Origin of the sequence: Enterobacter sp. RCC_40, from assembly GCF_041360735.1 — a bacterium.
Taxonomy (GTDB): domain Bacteria; phylum Pseudomonadota; class Gammaproteobacteria; order Enterobacterales; family Enterobacteriaceae; genus Enterobacter; species Enterobacter ludwigii.
The window spans coordinates 427,989-447,358 of the sequence record NZ_JBFUPR010000003.1 but is presented as its reverse complement, the minus strand read 5'-3'; the positions used below and the strand labels follow the sequence as shown (position 1 = coordinate 447,358).

Annotated in this window: 19 protein-coding genes; 12 read left to right on the top strand and 7 right to left on the bottom strand. The window is 55.4% G+C overall.

Annotated features, from left to right (window positions below; all coding sequences use genetic code 11):
• Positions 1–81 precede the first annotated feature (81 nt).
• Positions 82–2,511: an ATP-dependent helicase HrpB gene (hrpB, locus tag AB6731_RS14365; protein WP_079231399.1), complete on the bottom strand. Its 2,430-nt coding sequence runs from the start codon at positions 2,509–2,511 to the stop codon at positions 82–84.
• Positions 2,512–2,584: 73 nt separating this feature from the next.
• Here hrpB and thpR point away from each other — a divergent pair, with 73 nt between their 5' ends.
• From thpR to panD, 9 genes are all read left to right on the top strand, one after another.
• On the top strand, positions 2,585–3,139 hold the full coding sequence (gene thpR, locus AB6731_RS14360; RefSeq protein WP_014168680.1) for an RNA 2',3'-cyclic phosphodiesterase: 555 nt from the start codon (positions 2,585–2,587) through the stop codon (positions 3,137–3,139).
• The gene (gene sfsA / locus AB6731_RS14355; RefSeq protein WP_014168679.1) at positions 3,129–3,833 is read left to right on the top strand and encodes a DNA/RNA nuclease SfsA; all 705 of its coding nucleotides are present in this window, start codon (positions 3,129–3,131) and stop codon (positions 3,831–3,833) included. The genes thpR and sfsA overlap by 11 nt, the downstream gene beginning before the upstream one ends.
• A gap of 176 nt (positions 3,834–4,009) precedes the next feature.
• Complete coding sequence (dksA, locus tag AB6731_RS14350) at positions 4,010–4,465, top strand: RNA polymerase-binding protein DksA (RefSeq protein ID WP_001155232.1); 456 nt, start codon at positions 4,010–4,012, stop codon at positions 4,463–4,465.
• Positions 4,466–4,524: 59 nt separating this feature from the next.
• On the top strand, positions 4,525–5,415 hold the full coding sequence (gene gluQRS, locus AB6731_RS14345) for a tRNA glutamyl-Q(34) synthetase GluQRS (protein WP_014168677.1): 891 nt from the start codon (positions 4,525–4,527) through the stop codon (positions 5,413–5,415).
• 42 nt (positions 5,416–5,457) lie between these two features.
• Positions 5,458–6,855 (top strand): polynucleotide adenylyltransferase PcnB, encoded by a 1,398-nt coding sequence (gene pcnB / locus AB6731_RS14340; RefSeq protein WP_071605427.1) that lies wholly within the window; start codon positions 5,458–5,460, stop codon positions 6,853–6,855.
• Entirely contained in the window at positions 6,852–7,331 is a 480-nt protein-coding gene (folK, locus tag AB6731_RS14335) for a 2-amino-4-hydroxy-6-hydroxymethyldihydropteridine diphosphokinase (protein ID WP_014168675.1), read from the top strand. Before pcnB ends, folK begins: the two co-directional genes overlap by 4 nt.
• A gap of 122 nt (positions 7,332–7,453) precedes the next feature.
• Complete coding sequence (gene panB, locus AB6731_RS14330) at positions 7,454–8,245, top strand: 3-methyl-2-oxobutanoate hydroxymethyltransferase (RefSeq protein WP_020882599.1); 792 nt, start codon at positions 7,454–7,456, stop codon at positions 8,243–8,245.
• 11 nt (positions 8,246–8,256) lie between these two features.
• Positions 8,257–9,108, top strand: a complete 852-nt coding sequence (gene panC / locus AB6731_RS14325; RefSeq protein ID WP_025205376.1) for a pantoate--beta-alanine ligase — start codon at positions 8,257–8,259, stop codon at positions 9,106–9,108.
• A gap of 56 nt (positions 9,109–9,164) precedes the next feature.
• Entirely contained in the window at positions 9,165–9,545 is a 381-nt protein-coding gene (panD, locus tag AB6731_RS14320; RefSeq protein WP_014168672.1) for an aspartate 1-decarboxylase, read from the top strand.
• Between the two features lie 40 nt (positions 9,546–9,585).
• Here panD and AB6731_RS14315 read toward each other — a convergent pair whose 3' ends face one another.
• From AB6731_RS14315 to AB6731_RS14300, 4 genes are all read right to left on the bottom strand, one after another.
• Positions 9,586–10,833, bottom strand: a complete 1,248-nt coding sequence (locus AB6731_RS14315; RefSeq protein WP_014168671.1) for a polysaccharide deacetylase family protein — start codon at positions 10,831–10,833, stop codon at positions 9,586–9,588.
• A 63-nt stretch (positions 10,834–10,896) separates the two neighbouring features.
• On the bottom strand, positions 10,897–11,337 hold the full coding sequence (locus AB6731_RS14310; RefSeq protein WP_025205377.1) for a PTS sugar transporter subunit IIA: 441 nt from the start codon (positions 11,335–11,337) through the stop codon (positions 10,897–10,899).
• A gap of 105 nt (positions 11,338–11,442) precedes the next feature.
• Positions 11,443–12,213, bottom strand: a complete 771-nt coding sequence (locus AB6731_RS14305; RefSeq protein ID WP_014168669.1) for an ABC transporter permease — start codon at positions 12,211–12,213, stop codon at positions 11,443–11,445.
• A complete protein-coding gene (locus AB6731_RS14300; protein WP_014168668.1) occupies positions 12,210–13,136 on the bottom strand; it encodes an ABC transporter ATP-binding protein in 927 nt (308 codons plus the stop codon). The genes AB6731_RS14305 and AB6731_RS14300 overlap by 4 nt, the downstream gene beginning before the upstream one ends.
• 107 nt (positions 13,137–13,243) lie before the next feature.
• On the opposite strand from AB6731_RS14300, the gene can reads away from it, so the two are divergent.
• Positions 13,244–13,906, top strand: a complete 663-nt coding sequence (gene can, locus AB6731_RS14295; RefSeq protein ID WP_020882596.1) for a carbonate dehydratase — start codon at positions 13,244–13,246, stop codon at positions 13,904–13,906.
• 101 nt (positions 13,907–14,007) lie between these two features.
• Here the strand turns inward: can and hpt are convergent, their stop codons facing one another.
• Positions 14,008–14,544 carry a hypoxanthine phosphoribosyltransferase gene (gene hpt / locus AB6731_RS14290; RefSeq protein ID WP_025205381.1) on the bottom strand — a complete coding sequence of 179 codons (537 nt, stop codon included), beginning with the start codon at positions 14,542–14,544 and terminating at the stop codon, positions 14,008–14,010.
• A 207-nt stretch (positions 14,545–14,751) separates the two neighbouring features.
• On the opposite strand from hpt, the gene AB6731_RS14285 reads away from it, so the two are divergent.
• Positions 14,752–17,142, top strand: a complete 2,391-nt coding sequence (locus AB6731_RS14285) for a glucose/quinate/shikimate family membrane-bound PQQ-dependent dehydrogenase (protein WP_371006494.1) — start codon at positions 14,752–14,754, stop codon at positions 17,140–17,142.
• A 96-nt stretch (positions 17,143–17,238) separates the two neighbouring features.
• Here AB6731_RS14285 and cueO read toward each other — a convergent pair whose 3' ends face one another.
• Positions 17,239–18,798, bottom strand: coding sequence for a multicopper oxidase CueO (gene cueO, locus AB6731_RS14280; protein WP_032679633.1), 1,560 nt, complete (start codon positions 18,796–18,798; stop codon positions 17,239–17,241).
• 145 nt (positions 18,799–18,943) lie between these two features.
• Here cueO and AB6731_RS14275 point away from each other — a divergent pair, with 145 nt between their 5' ends.
• Positions 18,944–19,291, top strand: a complete 348-nt coding sequence (locus AB6731_RS14275) for a YacC family pilotin-like protein (RefSeq protein WP_014882582.1) — start codon at positions 18,944–18,946, stop codon at positions 19,289–19,291.
• The last annotated feature ends 79 nt before the right edge of the window (positions 19,292–19,370 follow it).

Sequence of the window (19,370 nt, the reverse complement as noted above, 5' to 3'; positions counted from 1 at the left end):
TTCCAGACAGGAACGTCTTTAGTATTTTCTCCCGCACCCTGCGGGTGAGGGCATCAAGCCGCACGTTCCCAGCCACCCCCGTCACGAATACTTCTTCGTCCGTCGTGTCGGTGCTGTATTTGCCGGATCGTCCGGCCAGACATGTTTGGGATACCGCCCCTTCATCTCTTTTTGCACGTCACGGTAGCTCCCCGCCCAGAATGCCCCCAGGTCGCGGGTAATCTGTAACGGGCGATGGGCTGGCGACAACAGCTCCAGCACCAGAGAGACGCGCCCTTGCGCCACAGAAGGCGTGGTGGCCTCTCCAAACATTTCCTGCATACGTACCGCCAGCGCCGGAGGATTATCCTCGTGATAACGAATGGCAATCCGGCTTCCGGTCGGCACAGTGTAATGCCCTGGCAGTTCACTATCCAGACGTTGACGTAATGACCAGTCCAGTAAATTCTGTAACGCGACCTTAACATCAAGCGCTTTTAGCGCACGCAGCGAGTGTACACCGTGCATTTGCGGCAGCAGCCAGCGTTCCAGCGAGCCCAACAATGTCTCATCATCGACCGCGGGCCAGTCATACTCCGGTAGCCAGCGTGCGGCACAGTGAAGACGAATACGGTACTGTTCCGCCTCTGGCGTCCAGTTCAACACCCCTAACCCTTTGTCCCGGATGCCGTTCAGCATGGCCAGATGCAGCACCTCTTCCGACGGTTTTGCCAGCGGCGTGGTGCCGAGGATCAGTTTACCTGTCTGGCTGCGACGAAACGCCTTCAGCGTGCCCTGAGCCTCATCCCATTCCACGGTATCGGATTGCTGGACCAACTGCGGACAGGCACGCGTCAGGGCATCAATATCCACTGCGATAGCCTGTAAAATACGCGCGTCCGGGGAGTGGCTACCCTGTAACAGTAACGGCGCAATCAGCCATTCGTGACGCGTCATGGCGTCATCGCTGTCCAGCATCGCACCCATGCCATTGGCCAGTTGATATCGCCCGTCCAGACCGCGACGACGTGCGATCCTGTCGGGAAACGCCTGCGCTAACAGAGGCGCGATAGCCGCGCTGTCTGGCGACCCGGCTTTGCCGTTAAGTCGCCGGCAAAGCTGCTGCGCCCGCTGCTGCCAGTTCCCCTGATTGCGGGAAAAGGCCTGCGCCAGATCGCTGCTGCCACCGCGTGGTGGTTCCTCAAGAATAGCCGCCAGTTTCGCCGCCGTAGCAATTTCATCTTCCCCCTGCGCGGCCACCAGCATCGCCGCCAGGCGAGGGTCATTGCCCAGCGCGGCCATTTTTTGCCCGCGGGATGACAATCGCTCACCATCAAGCGCCCCCAGGCGGTTCAGTAAGGCCCGGGCAGCAGCAAGGTTCGCGGCGGGTGGAGGATTAAGCCAGGTCAGCTGTGCCGGATCCGGGCATCCCCACTGCAGAAGATCCATCACCAGCCCCGCCAGATCGCTGTGTAAAATTTCCGGCGTGCTTTGCTGTGCAGCGCGTTCAGCCTGCTCCGCGCTGGTCAAATGCAGGCAGATACCGGGCTCAAGACGTCCCGCACGGCCTGCTCGCTGAACCATCGACGCCTGGCTTATGCGCTGCGTCAGCAGTTTAGTCAGCCCGGTGCGCGCGTCAAAGCTCGCCACCCTCTCCTGCGCACTGTCCACCACCAGGCGAATGCCTTCTATGGTTAAACTGGTTTCGGCAATATTGGTTGCCAGCACCACTTTACGCTGCCCCGCGGGCGCGGGCAGGATTGCTTTACGCTGATCCGCCAGCGACAGCGCGCCGTAGAGCGGGCAAAGCAGCACGTCACTTCCCACCCGGGAAGCCAGTTGGTCCTGCACGCGCTGGATCTCGCCCACGCCGGGCAAAAAAAGCAATAGCGATCCCGATTCCTGGCGGAGCAATTCGGCGGTTGCGATGGCTACCGCGTCGTCAAAACGCTGATGGGCAGGCAACGGTTGATAGCGACGCTCAACGGGAAATGCTCTGCCTTCGGAGGCGATAACCGGCGCGTCGGGCAACGTCTGCTGCAGTCGCTCGTTATCCAGCGTAGCGGACATGATAAGCAACCGGAGGTCGTCGCGTAGCCCTTGCTGAACATCAAGTAACAGCGCCAGTGCCAGATCTGCCTGCAGGCTACGCTCGTGGAATTCATCCAGAATCACCAGCCCGACGCCGTTTAACTCCGGATCGTTTTGCAGCATGCGGGTCAGGATCCCTTCGGTCACCACCTCAAGGCGCGTGGACGGGCCAACACAGGTTTCGGCGCGCATACGGTAACCCACCGTCTCGCCCGGCTTTTCACCAAGCAGTTCCGCCAGGCGCTGCGCCACGTTCCGTGCGGCCAGCCTGCGCGGCTCCAGCAGGATAATTTTCCCGCGGACAGTGCCCTCTTTGAGGATCTGCAGCGGCAGCCAGGTGGATTTACCTGCGCCCGTCGGGGCGTTAAGTAAAACCTGCGGGGCATGGTGTAAGGCAGCAAGAAGCTCAGGAAGGACGACGGCGACCGGCAATGAGGACACTAACAGCTCCAGAGGGTTAACATTAGTCGGCGTACATTGTAGCATCGGCGCATACCATTACCGAGTCCCCTGTATGTCTGAGTCGAAACGGCTGTTTTTTGCCATAGAATTGCCCTCCACGCTGCAGCGAAAAATCGTTCGCTGGCGAGCCAGCCATTTTCCCCAGGACGCAGGCCGTCCGATCGCGGCGGCAAACCTGCACCTGACGCTGGCCTTTCTGGGCGATGTCAGCGCCGAAAAACAGCGCGCGCTGGCAGCAATGGCTGGCCGCATTTCTCAGCCGGCGTTTACGCTGCACCTCGACGACGCGGGCCAGTGGCTGCGCTCACGCGTGGTCTGGCTGGGCACGCGCCAGCCGCCCCGCGGGCTTTTACAGCTTGCCAGCATGTTGCGCGCCCAGGCGGCTCGCAGCGGATGTTACCAGAGTCCGCAGCCGTTTCATCCGCATATCACCCTGCTACGCGATGCCGGTCAGGCCGTTGCCATTCCGCCACCCGGCTTTCACTGGGACGTTGAGGTCAATACTTTCGCGCTTTACGAATCGGTCTTTACCCAAGGACGCACCCGTTACACGCCGCTACAGCGCTGGTCGCTGGGCGATACCCTAAGGAATTCTGATGAAGTTTAGTCCTGCCCTGCAGCACGCCACGCTGGTTCAACGCTACAAACGCTTTCTCGCTGATGTGATCACCCCCGAAGGTGAACAGCTCACGCTGCACTGCCCGAACACCGGTGCCATGACCGGCTGTGCGACGCCGGGTGACACGGTCTGGTATTCCACTTCAGAAAATACTAAACGCAAATATGCCCATACCTGGGAAATGACCGAGACGCAAAACGGGGCATTTATTTGCGTGAATACCCTGCGCGCCAATCAATTAGTTAAGGAAGCATTGACCCTTGGCACCCTGCCCGAACTGGTGGGATATGGCACGCATAAAAGTGAAGTTAAATATGGCGATGAAAGCAGCAGAATTGACTTCATGTTACAGGCGGAAGACCGGCCCGAGTGCTATATTGAAGTAAAATCAGTGACGTTAGCGGAACAGGAAAACGGCTACTTCCCGGATGCGGTCACGCTACGGGGGCAGAAGCATCTGCGGGAGCTGATGAGTGTTGCGGCGGCGGGCAAACGCGCCGTATTGCTGTTTGCGGTTTTACATTCAGCCATTGAACGATTTTCTCCAGCCCGCCATATTGATCTCAAATACGCGCAATTGTTGAATGAGGCACAAAAGCAGGGGGTGGAGGTTTTGGCTTATAAAGCGGAACTTTCTGCCGATAATATGACTCTGAGATCCTCTCTTCCCATTGTCTTATAAGGGATTAGACGATTGACTATTAAGTGTTCTGGCCGCGTGCGCAAATACGCTTTTCCTCACAGGCTTGTCAAGTGTTACGTTTAGATAATTGCCATACGGAAAAGCATCTGCTATTTATAGCGACCTGATTTTTCCCCCAACACGGGGATCGATAGTGCGTGTTAAGGAGAAGCAACATGCAAGAAGGGCAAAACCGTAAAACATCGTCCCTGAGTATTCTCGCCATCGCTGGGGTGGAGCCGTATCAAGAGAAGCCGGGCGAAGAGTATATGAACGAAGCCCAGCTGTCGCACTTCAAGCGTATTCTTGAAGCATGGCGTAATCAACTCAGGGATGAAGTCGATCGCACCGTTACTCATATGCAGGATGAAGCTGCTAACTTCCCGGACCCGGTAGACCGTGCCGCTCAGGAAGAAGAGTTCAGCCTCGAACTGCGTAACCGTGACCGCGAACGCAAACTGATCAAAAAGATCGAAAAAACGCTGAAAAAAGTCGAAGACGAAGATTTTGGCTACTGCGAATCCTGCGGTGTTGAAATCGGAATTCGTCGCCTGGAAGCGCGTCCAACCGCCGATCTGTGCATCGACTGTAAAACGCTGGCAGAAATCCGCGAAAAACAGATGGCCGGTTAATACCAGCGCTGTTTACACACTCCAAAGGCGGGAGTTTCTCCCGCCTTGTTACTGTTGATATGTCTGAATCACACTATATTGGGCGCTTCGCGCCATCCCCTTCTGGTGAATTACACTTCGGCTCATTAATTGCCGCCCTCGGCAGCTACCTGCAGGCTCGCGCCCGTCACGGTAAATGGCTGGTCCGCATTGAAGATATTGATCCTCCGCGTGAAGTTCCCGGTGCAGCAGATACCATTCTGCGTCAGCTGGAACATTACGGTCTTCACTGGGACGGCGACGTCCTCTGGCAGTCAAGGCGACATGATGCCTACCGGGAACGCCTGGCGTGGCTCCACGCACAAGGGCTCTCCTACTACTGCACCTGCACCCGCGCGCGTATTCAGAGCGTGGGTGGCGTCTATGACGGCCACTGCCGCACGCGCAATAACGGCCCAGAACTGGCCGCCGTGCGCATAAAGCAGCATGCCCCGGTGACGCACTTTACTGATTTACTCTCCGGCGAGATCCATGCGGATGAACGTCTTGCACGCGAAGATTTTATTATCCACCGCCGTGACGGCTTGTTCGCCTATAACCTGGCGGTAGTGGTTGATGACCATTTCCAGGGCGTGACGGAAATTGTGCGCGGGGCTGACCTGGTGGAACCTACCGTGCGACAAATATCGCTCTATCACCAGTTTGGCTGGAACGCGCCGGATTACATTCATCTGCCGCTGGCGGTCAATGAACAGGGCTTTAAACTGTCAAAACAAAATCATGCGCCCGCCCTGCCAGACGGCGATCCGCGCCCTGTTTTGATCGACGCGCTGCGATTTCTCAACCAGAATGTAACCAACGAATGGCAGGATTTGCGAATTGACGAACTGCTGAAAATGGCGATCGCCAACTGGACGCTGACGACCGTGCCAAAAATCCAGCATTCTCAAATGCGTTGCGCTGAGCTATGATTAGCCGCTTTTTTCATAACAAAACACACTACGAGGTGTACTATTTTTACCCGAGTCGCTAATTTTTGCCGTAAAGTGCTAAGCCGCGAAGAGAGCATGGCGAACGACGCTATTGCGCAAAACCGCATGTCGGTTATTCCACGTGAGCAGCACAATATTTCCCGCAAAGATATCAGTGAAAATGCCCTCAAGGTGCTCTATCGTCTGAATAAAGCAGGCTACGAGGCCTATCTCGTTGGCGGTGGGGTGCGTGATTTACTGCTGGGAAAAAAACCAAAAGATTTCGACGTGACGACCAGCGCCACGCCAGAGCAGGTGCGCAAATTATTCCGTAACTGTCGCCTTGTTGGCCGTCGTTTTCGTCTTGCTCACGTCATGTTTGGGCCGGAAATTATTGAAGTGGCGACCTTCCGCGGTCACCACGAAGCGGGCGAATCCGATCGCACCACCTCCCAGCGCGGCCAGAACGGCATGCTGCTGCGTGATAATATCTTCGGTTCTATCGAAGAAGATGCCCAGCGTCGCGATTTCACGATCAACAGCCTTTACTACAGCGTGGCAGATTTCACCGTCCGTGATTACGTCGGCGGCATGCAGGACCTGAAAGACGGTCTGATTCGCCTGATCGGCACGCCAGAAACGCGTTATCGTGAAGACCCGGTGCGTATGCTGCGCGCCGTACGTTTCGCCGCCAAACTGTCAATGCGCATCAGCCCGGAAACCGCAGAGCCGATACCGCGTCTGGCGACGCTGATTAACGACGTGCCGCCAGCCCGTCTGTTTGAAGAGGCGCTGAAGCTGCTGCAGGCCGGTTACGGCTACGAAACCTACAAGCTGCTACGCGAATACAGCCTTTTCCAGCCCCTGTTCCCGACCATTACGCGCTGCTTTACCGAAAACGGTGACAGCCCAATGGAACGCATGATTGCGCAGGTGCTGAAGAATACCGATACCCGCATTCACAACGATATGCGTGTGAACCCGGCGTTCCTGTTTGCCGCGATGTTCTGGTATCCGCTGCTGGAAGCAGCGCAGAGAATTGCGCAGGAAAGCGGTCTGGCCTACTACGATGCGTTTGCGCTGGCCGCAAATGACGTGCTGGATGAAGCCTGCCGCACACTCGCCATTCCAAAACGTATTACGACGCTGGTGCGTGATATCTGGCAGCTTCAACTGCGCATGTCTCGTCGTCAGGGTAAACGCGCCTGGAAGCTGATGGAGCATCCTAAATTCCGCGCTGCGTTCGATTTACTGTCTCTGCGTGCTGAAATTGAACGGAACCAGGAACTGCAGCGTCTGGCGCAGTGGTGGGGCGAATTCCAGGTTTCAGCACCGCCAGAGCAGAAAGATATGCTCGTCGACCTCGATGACGAACCGACGCCGCGTCGTCGCCACCGTCGTCCGCGCAAACGTGCGCCGCGCCGTGAAGGTACGGCATGACCCTGGCGTACATTGCCATCGGCAGCAATCTGGCCTCTCCGCTGGAGCAGGTTAATGCTGCCGTTCAGGCGCTGGGTGAAATCCCACAAAGCCGTATTGTGGCGGTCTCTTCTTTCTACCGGACACCGCCGCTGGGGCCACAGGATCAGCCTGATTACCTGAATGCCGCCGTGGTGCTGGACACAGCGCTGGATGCCGACACGCTGCTGGATAATACTCAGCGAATCGAACTGCAGCAGGGCCGCGTACGCAAAGCCGAACGCTGGGGGCCGCGCACCCTCGATCTCGACATTATGCTGTTTGGCCACGAGGTGATTAACACCCCCCGTCTCACCGTTCCGCACTACGACATGAAAAATCGCGGCTTTATGCTCTGGCCGCTGTTCGACGTTGCCCCTGACCTCACCTTCCCTGACGGCCTCGCGCTGAAGGCAGTGCTGGAAAGCCTCGACGCAGAAAAACCGGCCCGCTGGTGATCCGCGTTTTTACCGGTTAACCCTCACTGAATTGTGGTTAATCGGTTGCCTAAAATCATTGTTCCCTCAAATGTTACTGTTAGAATGCGCAAAGATTCGCTTTTGGGCTATCAGGAAACAGTATGAAACCAACCACCATCTCCTTACTGCAGAAATGCAAACAGGAAAAGAGACGCTTCGCCACCATTACTGCGTATGACTACAGCTTCGCTAAGCTTTTTGCCGAAGAGGGTATCACTGTCATGCTGGTCGGAGATTCGTTAGGGATGACGGTACAAGGCCATGATTCCACCCTGCCGGTGACGGTCGAAGATATTGCCTACCATACCCGTGCCGTGCGCCGCGGAGCACCTGCCTGTCTGCTGCTTTCCGATCTGCCTTTTATGGCCTACGCGACGCCAGAGCAAGCGTTCGATAATGCGGCAACCGTCATGCGTGCCGGGGCCAATATGGTCAAAATCGAAGGCGGAGCCTGGCTTGCAGAGACCGTGAAAATGCTCACCGAACGTGCCGTGCCGGTCTGCGGCCACCTGGGTCTGACGCCGCAATCCGTCAATATTTTTGGCGGCTATAAGGTGCAGGGCCGCGGTGATGCAGCACAGACACTGTTTGAGGATGCCCTGGCGCTGGAAGCCGCTGGCGCACAGCTGCTGGTGCTGGAGTGTGTGCCGGTTGAACTGGCAAAACGCATCACCGAGGCGCTGTCGATTCCGGTGATTGGCATTGGCGCAGGCAACGTTACCGACGGTCAGATTTTAGTGATGCACGACGCTTTTGGTATTACCGGCGGTCATATCCCTAAATTCGCCAAAAATTTCCTGGCAGAAGCAGGCGACATGCGTGCTGCTGTGCGGCAGTATATTGCCGACGTTGAATCCGGTGTTTACCCGGGTGAAGAACACAGTTTCCATTAAGGAGTCTTGTTGTGCTAATCATTGAAACCCTGCCGCTGCTTCGCCAGCATATCCGTCGTGCACGTCAGGAAGGTAAACGTATCGCACTGGTTCCCACGATGGGTAACCTGCATGACGGCCATATGAAGCTTGTTGATGAAGCCAGAGCGCGTGCAGATATCGTGGTGGTCAGTATCTTCGTGAACCCCATGCAGTTTGACCGTGCCGACGACCTGGCGCGCTATCCGCGCACCCTGCAGGAAGATTGCGAAAAACTCAAAAAACGCCACGCCGACATTGTCTTCTCTCCGGCACCTGCAGACGTCTACCCGCAGGGGACCGAGGACGCGACCTACGTGGACGTGCCGGGCATTTCAACCATGCTGGAAGGTGCCAGCCGTCCGGGCCATTTCCGCGGCGTTTCAACCATCGTCAGCAAGCTGTTTAACCTGGTGCAGCCCGACGTTGCCTGCTTCGGTGAGAAGGACTTCCAGCAGCTGGCGTTGATCCGTAAGATGGTCGCCGACATGGGTTATGATATTGAGATCGTGGGCGTGCCGATTGTGCGTGCCAAAGACGGTCTGGCGCTCAGTTCCCGTAACGGGTACCTTACCGCGGATGAGCGTAAAATCGCGCCGGGATTGAGCAAGGTCATGAATACCATGGCGGAACAGCTTGTGGCTAAAGAGCTGAGTGCAGAAGAGATCGTTGCCCTCGCCGAACAGGCGCTGAACGACAAAGGCTTCCGCGCTGACGATATCCAAATCCGTGATGCCGATACGCTGCTTGAGCTGACCGATACCAGCAAGCGCGCGGTGCTTCTGGTGGCTGCATGGCTCGGTCAGGCACGCCTTATCGACAATAAAGTGGTTGAGCTGGCATAACTCTCTACCTCCCCTCGTTCGCGGGGGTTAACGCATGATGATTAAAGGTAAACGTAATGATTCGCAAAATGCTGCAAGGTAAGCTTCACCGTGTGAAAGTCACTCAGGCCGACCTGCACTATGAAGGCTCCTGCGCCATTGATCAGGATTTTCTTGATGCAGCGGGCATCCTTGAAAACGAAGCCATTGATATCTGGAACGTGAATAACGGTAAGCGCTTCTCTACCTATGCGATCGCGGCGGAACGCGGCTCCAGAATTATCTCTGTGAATGGCGCTGCCGCTCACTGTGCCGACGTCGGTGATATCGTCATCATCGCCAGCTTCGTGATGATGTCTGACGAAGAAGCCCGTCGCTGGCAGCCAAAAGTGGCGTACTTCGAAGGCGACAACGAAATGAAACGCACCGCGAAAGCCATTCCGGTCCAGGTTGCCTGATATCCTGAAGGCTGTGAACCGTTCACAGCCTTCTCTCACCTCATCCCTGCGGCTGATTACTGATAAGCCGCGACATCGTCTCCAGCGAATCCGTCCTTAGAATATACAGTCGCTTAAGCAGGAACGGATTGTCCCCGGGCTTCACTTTGCCTTTTACCGTTGTCACCGCCAGGTGGAACCCTGCGTCATTCGCTGCTTTTACCGCTTTGTCATCATAGGCGCCAAACGGATAAGAGAGATAGAGCACGTGCGGGTTAAATTGCGCCAGCGCCCGGCGTGAACGCGCGAAATCGAACAAAATCACGTGATGGCTACGGCTCAGTAAGATCGGGTGTTTATTGCCGTCCACCCGATGCAAGAAGTGGGTATGAGACTGGATATCAAACACATCCTGGATCTGCTCAAGCTCAGAGACACTCATAAACTGCAGGTATTTCGGCGCCCACTTCTGCGGATGACGTTTTATACGCGACGAGATGATAAACGCCGTCGCCTTGAATCCATACGCTTTGAGGACGGGATACGCATAGCGGCTCACCGACTTCAGCCCGTCATCAAAGGTGATCACCACAGACTTCGCCGGCAGGTTCATTTTGTTACGCACATACCCTTCAAGCTGAGCCATCGTCAGCGTGGTATAGCCCTGATCGCGAAGCCAGGTCATCTGGTTGCTGAACGCACGCACGCTGGTGGTCGTGGAGGTATGTCGGAAACGGGTGTTCTCTTCATCACGCAGGATATGGTGATAGGTCAGGACCGGGATGCCGTTATCTTCCTGCGCATCCAGGCTGCTGATCCACGCCAGACGATTGCCGATGCGGATCTGATACCAGGTCTGGTTCAGACGGTCTTTAAGTTTATTCAGAATGGGGTAGCGAAGGTTAGCGCTCATCGTGCCGAAAGGGGCGCTTCCGCTGCTGGGGGCGTTAAAGACAGGCGTGTCTTTCCAGGTTATCAGGTTCTGGTTACTCAGCGGTTTATTTAAATCGCCAAGGCTGTCTTCCACGCGCTGTTTGCCCTGCACGTCTTCCAGGTGCTCTTTATCAATAAAGCCCGTGCCGAAGCCAAAACGAAACTCGTAGTAATCAGCGGATGTGGGGACGACGGCCAGGATTTGCCCGGCACGAATATTGCCGACATTGACCACATTGTTACCTACTTGCGCCCAGATAGCCGCATCTTCGGTGGTTTGCATATATCGGGCGGGAAGCCCTTGCTGAGCGATCAGGCTGGCAGATGCGCCGCCGGAAACCAGCAGCAACAGAAGGAACACAACGCGCATGAACATGGAATATTAATCGACACGAAAAATCAGCCACCATTGTAACAAAAGCAGCATCAATACCAATGTTTAATTCTTATACAAATCATGGAGCAAGACAAAGGGAGGATTTTTTTGCTGCTGATGCCACAGGCTGCTGACGCCGGCCACTTTTTTGTCGACGATCGCATGACGGAATTCAGCGCTGCTTAAGGTTTCCCGGAAGGGATACATGGATTCCAGCAGCAAAAAGTTAATGCCTGATATCACTTCACAGTTGTCGTGCTTGTGGCTCAACAATGCCGCAGAGCGATAAGGTGCCGCGCCGGATTTATCGGTCAGGAAGATGACGCCGTCACCGGTGTCGGTTTCATGCAGGGCATCGCACATCATGCGGCTGAGCATGTTGGTGCTCAATCCACGCCAGTAGTTAACCGCACGGCATTGCGCCAGCGGACCAAATCTGGCCTCCAGTTTATCCAGCATATCCTGCGCCTGTTCATCATGGCAGGCGATCACCCATCCCAGCATCACTCTCTCCTTAGCAGGCAAGTAGTTTAGCGGAGTGAAGGTTAGCGTACGGTGATAACAATCAAAGAAAAGCGCCCGGCAAACAGAATGTCGCCGGGCGGAAGATTAGCTGCGCAGACCGCGTCCACGCTGAATCAGAGACCAGCACAGCAGGTAGAAGGCGATAATAAACACCACCAGCACCGCAACCGTGGTAATCAGTGGCACATCCGTAATGCCGAGGAAACCAAAGCGGAAGCCGCTGATCATATAAACAATCGGGTTCAGGTGTGACAGCGCCTGCCAGAACGGCGGCAGCAGCGTCAGGGAGTAGAACACCCCGCCAAGATAGGTCAGTGGCGTCAGCACAAAGGTCGGGATCAGGCTGATATCATCAAACGTTTTAGCAAACACCGCGTTCAGCAGACCGGCCAGCGAGAACAAGATGGCCGTCAACAGTAACGTGAGCGCCACGAACAGCCATGAATGCACCTGGAACGGCACAAAGAACAGGGAGATCGCGGTCACCAGAATCCCCACACAGAGACCGCGCGCCACGCCGCCGCCCACATAACCCGCAATGATCACATGCGTTGGTACCGGCGCGACCAGCAGCTCTTCAATGTTACGCTGGAACTTGGCGCTAAAGAATGATGATGCCACGTTAGCATAGGCGTTGGTGATCACCGCCATCATGATCAGGCCCGGCACAATAAACTGCATATAGGTAAAGCCGTGCATTTCACCAATGCGGGAACCGATGAGGTTACCGAAGATGATGAAGTAGAGCGTCATGGTGATCACCGGCGGTACCAGGGTTTGCACCCAGATACGCATAAAGCGGTTAATCTCTTTCGCCCAGATGCTTTTCAGCGCGACCCAGTAAAGATGCGTCATGCCTTGTCTCCTTGTTTATCCTGCACCAGAGAGACAAACAGCTCTTCCAGTCGGTTCGCTTTGTTACGCATACTTAATACCTGAACACCCTGCGCGCTCAGCTGTGAGAACACGCTGTTAATGCCCTGCTCGCGCAGCACTTCCACTTCCAGCGTTGAGGTATCCACCAGACGATAGTTATAGCCTTCCAGCGTCGGCAGCGGGCTTTTCGCCGCCAGGTCGAGAATGAAGGTTTCGGATTTCAGCTTGGCGAGCAGGCTCTTCATCGAGGTGTTTTCCACCAGCTCACCGTTCTGAATGATGCCGATATTGCGACACAGCATCTCCGCCTCTTCGAGGTAGTGCGTGGTCAAAATAATGGTCGTGCCTTTGTCGTTGAGGTCCTTCAGGAAGCCCCACATTGAACGACGCAGTTCGATATCCACGCCCGCGGTGGGCTCATCAAGGATCAGCAGCTTTGGCTCATGCATCAGCGCACGGGCAATCATCAGACGGCGCTTCATCCCGCCAGACAACATGCGCGCACGTTCATTGCGTTTTTCCCACAGATCGAGCTGTTTGAGGTACTTTTCGCTGCGCTCAACCGCTTCTTTGCGCTCAACACCATAGTAACCCGCCTGATTAACCACGATTTGCTGCACTGTCTCGAACGGGTTGAAGTTGAACTCCTGCGGTACCAGTCCGAGCTGGCGCTTGGCATTCACCACATCTTTTTGCAGGTCGTAACCAAACACGCTCACCCGGCCGGACGTTTTGTTGACCAGCGAACTGATAATGCCAATGGTGGTGGATTTCCCCGCCCCATTCGGCCCCAGAAGCGCGTAGAAATCCCCCGCTTCCACTTTGAGATCTATCCCACGCAGCGCCTGAACGCCGCCTGGATAGGTTTTTTTGAGCTGCTCAAGCTCCAGTGCAATCGCCATGAATTAAACTTACCTTAGGTTCTGACACACGTTGTGTGGTTTCATTAAAAGTCGAGTTACCCTATATTAGCGCAACGCAATCACTCGGTTACAGGTCGCTAACCTCCATGAACGACATAGATACACTCATCAGCAACAATGCACTATGGTCAAAAATGCTGGTGGAGGAAGACCCCGGATTTTTTGGAAAGCTCGCGCAGGCGCAAAACCCACGCTTTCTCTGGATTGGATGTTCCGACAGCCGCGTTCCGGCAGAGCGCCTGACAGGTCTCGAGCCTGGCGAACTGTTTGTGCACCGTAATGTTGCCAACCTGGTGATCCATACCGACCTCAACTGCCTTTCGGTTGTTCAGTACGCCGTTGACGTTCTGGAGGTCGAGCACATCATTATTTGTGGCCACTATGGCTGCGGCGGTGTGCAGGCCGCGATTGAAAATACCGAACTCGGGTTAATCGATAACTGGCTGCTGCATATCCGCGATATCTGGTTCAAACATAGCTCACTGTTGGGTGAAATGCCGCAGGAGCGTCGTCTCGATACCCTTTGCGAGCTGAACGTGATGGAGCAGGTTTATAACCTTGGCCATTCCACCATCATGCAATCGGCGTGGAAACGCGGGCAAAAAGTCTCGATCCACGGCTGGGCGTACGGTATTCACGATGGTCTGCTTCGTAACCTGGAAGTGACTGCCACCAACCGTGAAACGCTTGAGCAGCGTTATCGTTCCGGGATCGCCAACCTGAAGCTCAAGCACGTCAACCATAAATAGCTGCCTGTAAGCGGTTCAGATAAAAACAAAACGGCAACCCGGGTTGCCGTTTTTACTGTGTGTCCCCTCGTCAGAGGGCAACAGACCGCACGTCACAAACCTTACTCGTCGAGCAGGATCACTTTACCCACATACGGCAGATGACGGTAACGCTGCGCGTAGTCAATGCCATAGCCCACGACGAACTCGTCAGGGATAGAGAAGCCGACAAACTCTACCGGCACCTGCACTTCACGGCGGCTGGGTTTATCCAGCAGGGTGCAGATCGCCAGGGATTTTGGCTCACGCAGGCTCAGGATCTCGCGCACTTTAGAGAGCGTGTTGCCGGAGTCGATGATGTCCTCAACGATCAACACATCTTTGCCACGAATATCTTCATCCAGATCTTTCAGGATTTTCACATCACGGGTTGTGGACATGCCGCTGCCGTAGCTGGAGGCGGTCATAAAATCGACCTCATGGGACACCTGCACTTCACGGCACAGGTCTGCCATGAACATGAAAGAGCCACGTAAAAGACCGACCAGCACCATTTCGCTGCCGCTGTCCTTGTAATGTTCGGTGATTTGACGACCCAGTTCGGCGATACGCGCTTTGATCTCGGCTTCCGGGATCATCACTTCAACAGTATGTTTCATATTACTAACCATATGATTTTAATGAAAATCTCTCAATGCGGATGAATGTTACTCCGGCATCGATACGCAAGCCAGCCATTATATCAGTAAATGGATACACCTGGCGCATGAGTTATAAAAAGCAAATATTGTGATTCCGATCACACTTGTTAATACCTATAATTAGTTGCTAGCAAATAATTAACAAAACTGACGAGTACACTTTCTATGGCTGAAATAAAAACTCAACAGCCACGTCTACTGGTGACATTAACAGCGCTATTCGCCGCCTTCTGCGGCCTGTATCTGTTAATCGGTGGCGTCTGGCTGGCCGCAATTGGCGGCTCCTGGTACTACCCTATTGCGGGTCTGGTTATGCTTGGCGTAACCGTCCTGTTGTGGCGTAGAAAACAATCCGCGCTATGGCTTTATGCTGCTTTACTCCTCGCAACCATGATCTGGGGCGTCTGGGAAGTCGGTTTCGACTTCTGGGCACTGACGCCGCGCAGTGACATCCTGGTCTTCTTTGGTATCTGGCTGATCCTGCCGTTCGTGTGGCGTCGCCTGATTGTTCCTTCAAGCGGTGCCGTTGCGGCGCTGGTGGTTGCCCTGCTGATCAGCGGCGGCATTCTCACCTGGGCCGGTTTTAACGACCCGCAGGAGATTAACGGTACGCTGAATGCCGAATCCACCCCAGCTGCGGCTATCTCGCAGGTCGCGGATGGCGACTGGCCAGCTTATGGCCGTAATCAGGAAGGTCAGCGCTACTCCCCGCTCAAGCAGATCAACGCGGACAACGTTAAGAACCTGAAAGAAGCCTGGGTATTCCGTACCGGCGACCTGAAGATGCCAAACGATCCGGGTGAACTGACCAACGAAGTGACGCCGATTAAAGTCGGTAACATGCTTTATCTGTGTACCGCGCACCAGCGTCTGTTCGCGCTTGACGCGGCCACCGGTAAAGAGAAATGGCACTTCGATCCACAGCTGAACTCCAACCCGTCGTTCCAGCACATCACCTGCCGTGGCGTCTCTTACCACGAAGCGCGTGCTGATAATGCGAGTCCTGAAGTCATTGCCGACTGTCCTCGCCGCATCATGCTGCCGGTAAACGATGGCCGCCTGTTCGCGATCAATGCCGAAACCGGTAAGCTGTGTGAGACCTTTGCCAACAAAGGTATCCTGAATCTGCAGACCAACATGCCGGACACCACGCCGGGTCTGTATGAGCCAACCTCACCGCCGATCATCACCGATAAAACTATCGTGATTGCCGGCTCGGTAACCGATAACTTCTCCACCCGCGAAACCTCTGGCGTTATCCGTGGTTTTGACGTGAACACCGGTAAACTGCTGTGGGCCTTCGACCCGGGCGCGAAAGATCCAAATGCGATCCCATCGGACGAACACACCTTTACCTTTAACTCACCTAACTCCTGGGCACCGGCGGCGTATGACGCGAAGCTGGACCTGGTCTACCTGCCGATGGGCGTCACCACGCCAGATATCTGGGGAGGTAACCGTACGCCTGAGCAAGAGCGTTATGCCAGCTCTATCGTGGCGCTGAACGCGACCAACGGTAAACTGGCCTGGAGCTACCAGACTGTTCACCACGACCTGTGGGATATGGACATGCCGTCCCAGCCGACGCTGGCTGACATTACCGTTAACGGCAAAACCGTTCCGGTGATTTATGCACCCGCGAAAACGGGCAACATCTTTGTGCTGGATCGCAGCAACGGTAAGCTGGTTGTCCCGGCACCAGAGAAACCCGTTCCGCAGGGCGCTGCCAAAGGCGACTATGTCACCAAAACACAGCCGTTCTCTGACCTGAGCTTCCGTCCGAAGAAAGATCTCAGCGGTGCAGACATGTGGGGTGCCACAATGTTTGACCAGCTGGTGTGCCGCGTGATGTTCCATCAGCTGCGCTATGAAGGTATCTTCACGCCACCTTCTGAGCAGGGCACGCTGGTCTTCCCGGGTAACCTGGGCATGTTCGAATGGGGTGGGATCTCCGTTGACCCTAACCGTCAGGTGGCGATTGCCAACCCGATGGCCCTGCCGTTTGTTTCTAAGCTTATTCCACGCGGTCCAGGCAACCCAATGGAGCAGCCTAAAGATGCTAAAGGCAGCGGTACTGAAGCGGGTATTCAGCCGCAGTATGGCGTGCCATACGGCGTCACGCTGAACCCGTTCCTGTCGCCGTTTGGTCTGCCGTGTAAACAGCCTGCCTGGGGTTATATCTCCGGCCTGGATCTGAAAACTAACCAGATCGTCTGGAAAAAACGTATTGGTACGCCTCAGGACAGCATGCCGTTCCCGATGCCAGTTCCTGTCCCGTTCAATATGGGTATGCCAATGCTGGGTGGTCCAATTTCTACCGCCGGTAACGTGCTGTTCATCGCGGCAACCGCCGATAACTACCTGCGCGCGTACAACATGACCAACGGTGAAAAACTGTGGCAAGGCCGTCTGCCAGCAGGTGGACAGGCAACGCCGATGACCTATGAAGTGAATGGCAAGCAGTACGTTGTCATCTCTGCGGGTGGTCATGGTTCGTTTGGTACGAAGATGGGCGACTACATTGTGGCTTATGCTTTACCCGACGACGCTAAATAACTAACACCGCCAACGGTAAAAAAAACGGCAACTTCGGTTGCCGTTTTTATTGCTTATCCCCTCTGGACCGGGGTCTGGGCATCAGGCCACACGATATTAAACCGTGAACCCCAGCATCATGCCCGTATCTTCATGCTCCAGCAGATGGCAGTGCGCCATATAGGCAAACGCCTTCGGTGCCTCGTGGTCAAATTTCACCAGCACCTCACTGACGCCACCTTCAACCCTGACGGTGTCTTTCCATCCCGCGCGATGCGCCTGTGGCGCGTTACCGTTTTCAGAAAGGATGCGGAACTGGGTGCCGTGAATATGGAACGGATGCAGCATCATGTCGCCTTCGCCTGAAATCACCCAGCGTTCAAACTGCCCTTTTGTGGCAGCAAACATTGGCGTGTTCATGTCGAACGCTTTGCCGTTGATCATGTTGGCATTGTGGAAATCGAAATCATGGCCACCGTGCCCCATGCCGCCCATTTTACCGTGGTCCATATTCATATGGCCCATCATCTCTCCGTGGTGCATACCCGCCATCGCCTGATTGCCATATTTCGCCATCAGTGCCTGCATGCCCATCATATCGAGCATCGGGTTCATGGACAGTTGCAGCTTGCGTTGGGTCAGGCCCTCGAGAGAAGGTAGCGCCGGGAGCGTGGTCAGGGTATCCGGCAGCATGCCCGAGGCCGTGACCTGCAGCGGCTGGATCTGCAGCACCGGGTGCGGCTTATCAAAGGGTGCAACCGCCATTCCCATCTGACTGACCGGAAGCGTGACCAGGTCAAACGGTTTGCCGTCGCTGATATCCACCAGCACCTCAAAACGCTCCCCCATCAGCATCGGTAGCGTATCCACCTTCACCGGTTCAGGCAGCAGCCCCCCGTCGCTTGCGACCACGTACAGAGGGCGTTTATCGCTGGTGGCGAAATTCAGTGAGCGGGCGTTACAGCCGTTGAGCAGGCGTAAGCGCAGCCAGCCTTTCGGTGCCGCATGCTGCGGGTAAATGGCACCGTTGGTCAGCAGGGTGTCGCCAAACCAGCCTACCGCCGCGCTCATGACGTCCAGCTGGTAATCAATTTGCCCGTCAGCGGTGAATTTTTTGTCCTGCACAATGACCGGCACATCGTCGATGCCCCACTGTTTGGGCAGGCGCAGCAAACGGCTTTCGTCATCTTCGATCAGCACCAGCCCCGCCAGCCCCATCGCCACCTGATGGCCCGTTTTGCCATGCTGATGGGGGTGGAACCAGCAGGTCGCGGCGCGCTGGTCCGGGGTAAAGGTCACGCTTCGCTTACCGCCCGGTTTTATGATGCCCTGCGGCCCCCCGTCCACCTCGCCCGGCACTTCCAGTCCGTGCCAGTGCAACGTGGTCTCCTCTGCCAGCGTGTTATGGATATCCACCGTCACCGCTTTCCCTTTACGTAACTGAAGTGCCGGGCCGAGAAGATTGCCGTTATAACCCCACGTTGTCGCACTGTGTGCGCCAAAGGTCGTTTTACCGGACTGGACAACAAGCTGGATGCGGCTTCGGGCATCCGCGGTGAGTAAATCAGGGATCGGTAAGGCAGGTCTGTCGGCCGCAAAAGCCGCGCGGCTCCACAGCGGTAAAGCGCTGGCTACGCCAAGCGCAACGGAATATTTTAAAAAATCACGGCGTTGCATGTTCATTTCCTTATTTCCAGCAGGCGATCTTTTGAGCATAAACCCTCCCCTTACCGGAAGGTCAAGTAAAGCGGCAATAATAAAGATCGTCGGCCTGGCATCAAGTATGCTAACGTTAATTTTCCGTGATGCAGTGGTAGAAGCAATGAAGACGTTTTTCAGAACAATTTTGTTCGGTAGCCTGATGGCGATGTGTGCGAACAGTTACGCGCTGAGTGAAAATGAAGCGGAAGATATGGCCGATCTGACGGCAGTTTTTGTCTTTCTGAAAAACGATTGTGGTTACCAGAATTTGCCCAACGGGCAGATTCGTCGCGCACTGGTCTTTTTTGCCCAGCAAAACCAATGGGATCTCAGCAACTACGATAGCTTCGACATGAAGGCGCTCGGCGAAGACAGCTACCGCGATTTAAGCGGTATTGGTATCCCTACCGCCAAAAAATGCAAAGCGCTGGCTCGCGATTCACTCAGCCTGCTCGCCTACGTGAAATAACTTTCCCGACGCCCCCTTGTTGAGCCTATAGCCGTGCAACCACGGTTATAGTTAGCTATCATGTTTCGCTCATTTTTTG

Excerpts from the sequence above, each read along its gene's own strand:
- thpR (WP_014168680.1), top strand. The coding sequence starts at position 2,585 with ATGTCTGAGTCGAAACGGCTGTTTTTTGCCATAGAATTGCCCTCCACG.
- sfsA (WP_014168679.1), top strand. The coding sequence starts at position 3,129 with ATGAAGTTTAGTCCTGCCCTGCAGCACGCCACGCTGGTTCAACGCTAC.
- dksA (WP_001155232.1), top strand. The coding sequence starts at position 4,010 with ATGCAAGAAGGGCAAAACCGTAAAACATCGTCCCTGAGTATTCTCGCC.
- gluQRS (WP_014168677.1), top strand. The coding sequence starts at position 4,525 with ATGTCTGAATCACACTATATTGGGCGCTTCGCGCCATCCCCTTCTGGT.
- folK (WP_014168675.1), top strand. The coding sequence starts at position 6,852 with ATGACCCTGGCGTACATTGCCATCGGCAGCAATCTGGCCTCTCCGCTG.
- panB (WP_020882599.1), top strand. The coding sequence starts at position 7,454 with ATGAAACCAACCACCATCTCCTTACTGCAGAAATGCAAACAGGAAAAG.
- panD (WP_014168672.1), top strand. The coding sequence starts at position 9,165 with ATGATTCGCAAAATGCTGCAAGGTAAGCTTCACCGTGTGAAAGTCACT.
- AB6731_RS14315 (WP_014168671.1), bottom strand. The coding sequence starts at position 10,833 with ATGTTCATGCGCGTTGTGTTCCTTCTGTTGCTGCTGGTTTCCGGCGGC.
- AB6731_RS14310 (WP_025205377.1), bottom strand. The coding sequence starts at position 11,337 with ATGCTGGGATGGGTGATCGCCTGCCATGATGAACAGGCGCAGGATATG.
- AB6731_RS14305 (WP_014168669.1), bottom strand. The coding sequence starts at position 12,213 with ATGACGCATCTTTACTGGGTCGCGCTGAAAAGCATCTGGGCGAAAGAG.
- AB6731_RS14300 (WP_014168668.1), bottom strand. The coding sequence starts at position 13,136 with ATGGCGATTGCACTGGAGCTTGAGCAGCTCAAAAAAACCTATCCAGGC.
- can (WP_020882596.1), top strand. The coding sequence starts at position 13,244 with ATGAACGACATAGATACACTCATCAGCAACAATGCACTATGGTCAAAA.
- hpt (WP_025205381.1), bottom strand. The coding sequence starts at position 14,544 with ATGAAACATACTGTTGAAGTGATGATCCCGGAAGCCGAGATCAAAGCG.
- AB6731_RS14285 (WP_371006494.1), top strand. The coding sequence starts at position 14,752 with ATGGCTGAAATAAAAACTCAACAGCCACGTCTACTGGTGACATTAACA.
- cueO (WP_032679633.1), bottom strand. The coding sequence starts at position 18,798 with ATGCAACGCCGTGATTTTTTAAAATATTCCGTTGCGCTTGGCGTAGCC.
- AB6731_RS14275 (WP_014882582.1), top strand. The coding sequence starts at position 18,944 with ATGAAGACGTTTTTCAGAACAATTTTGTTCGGTAGCCTGATGGCGATG.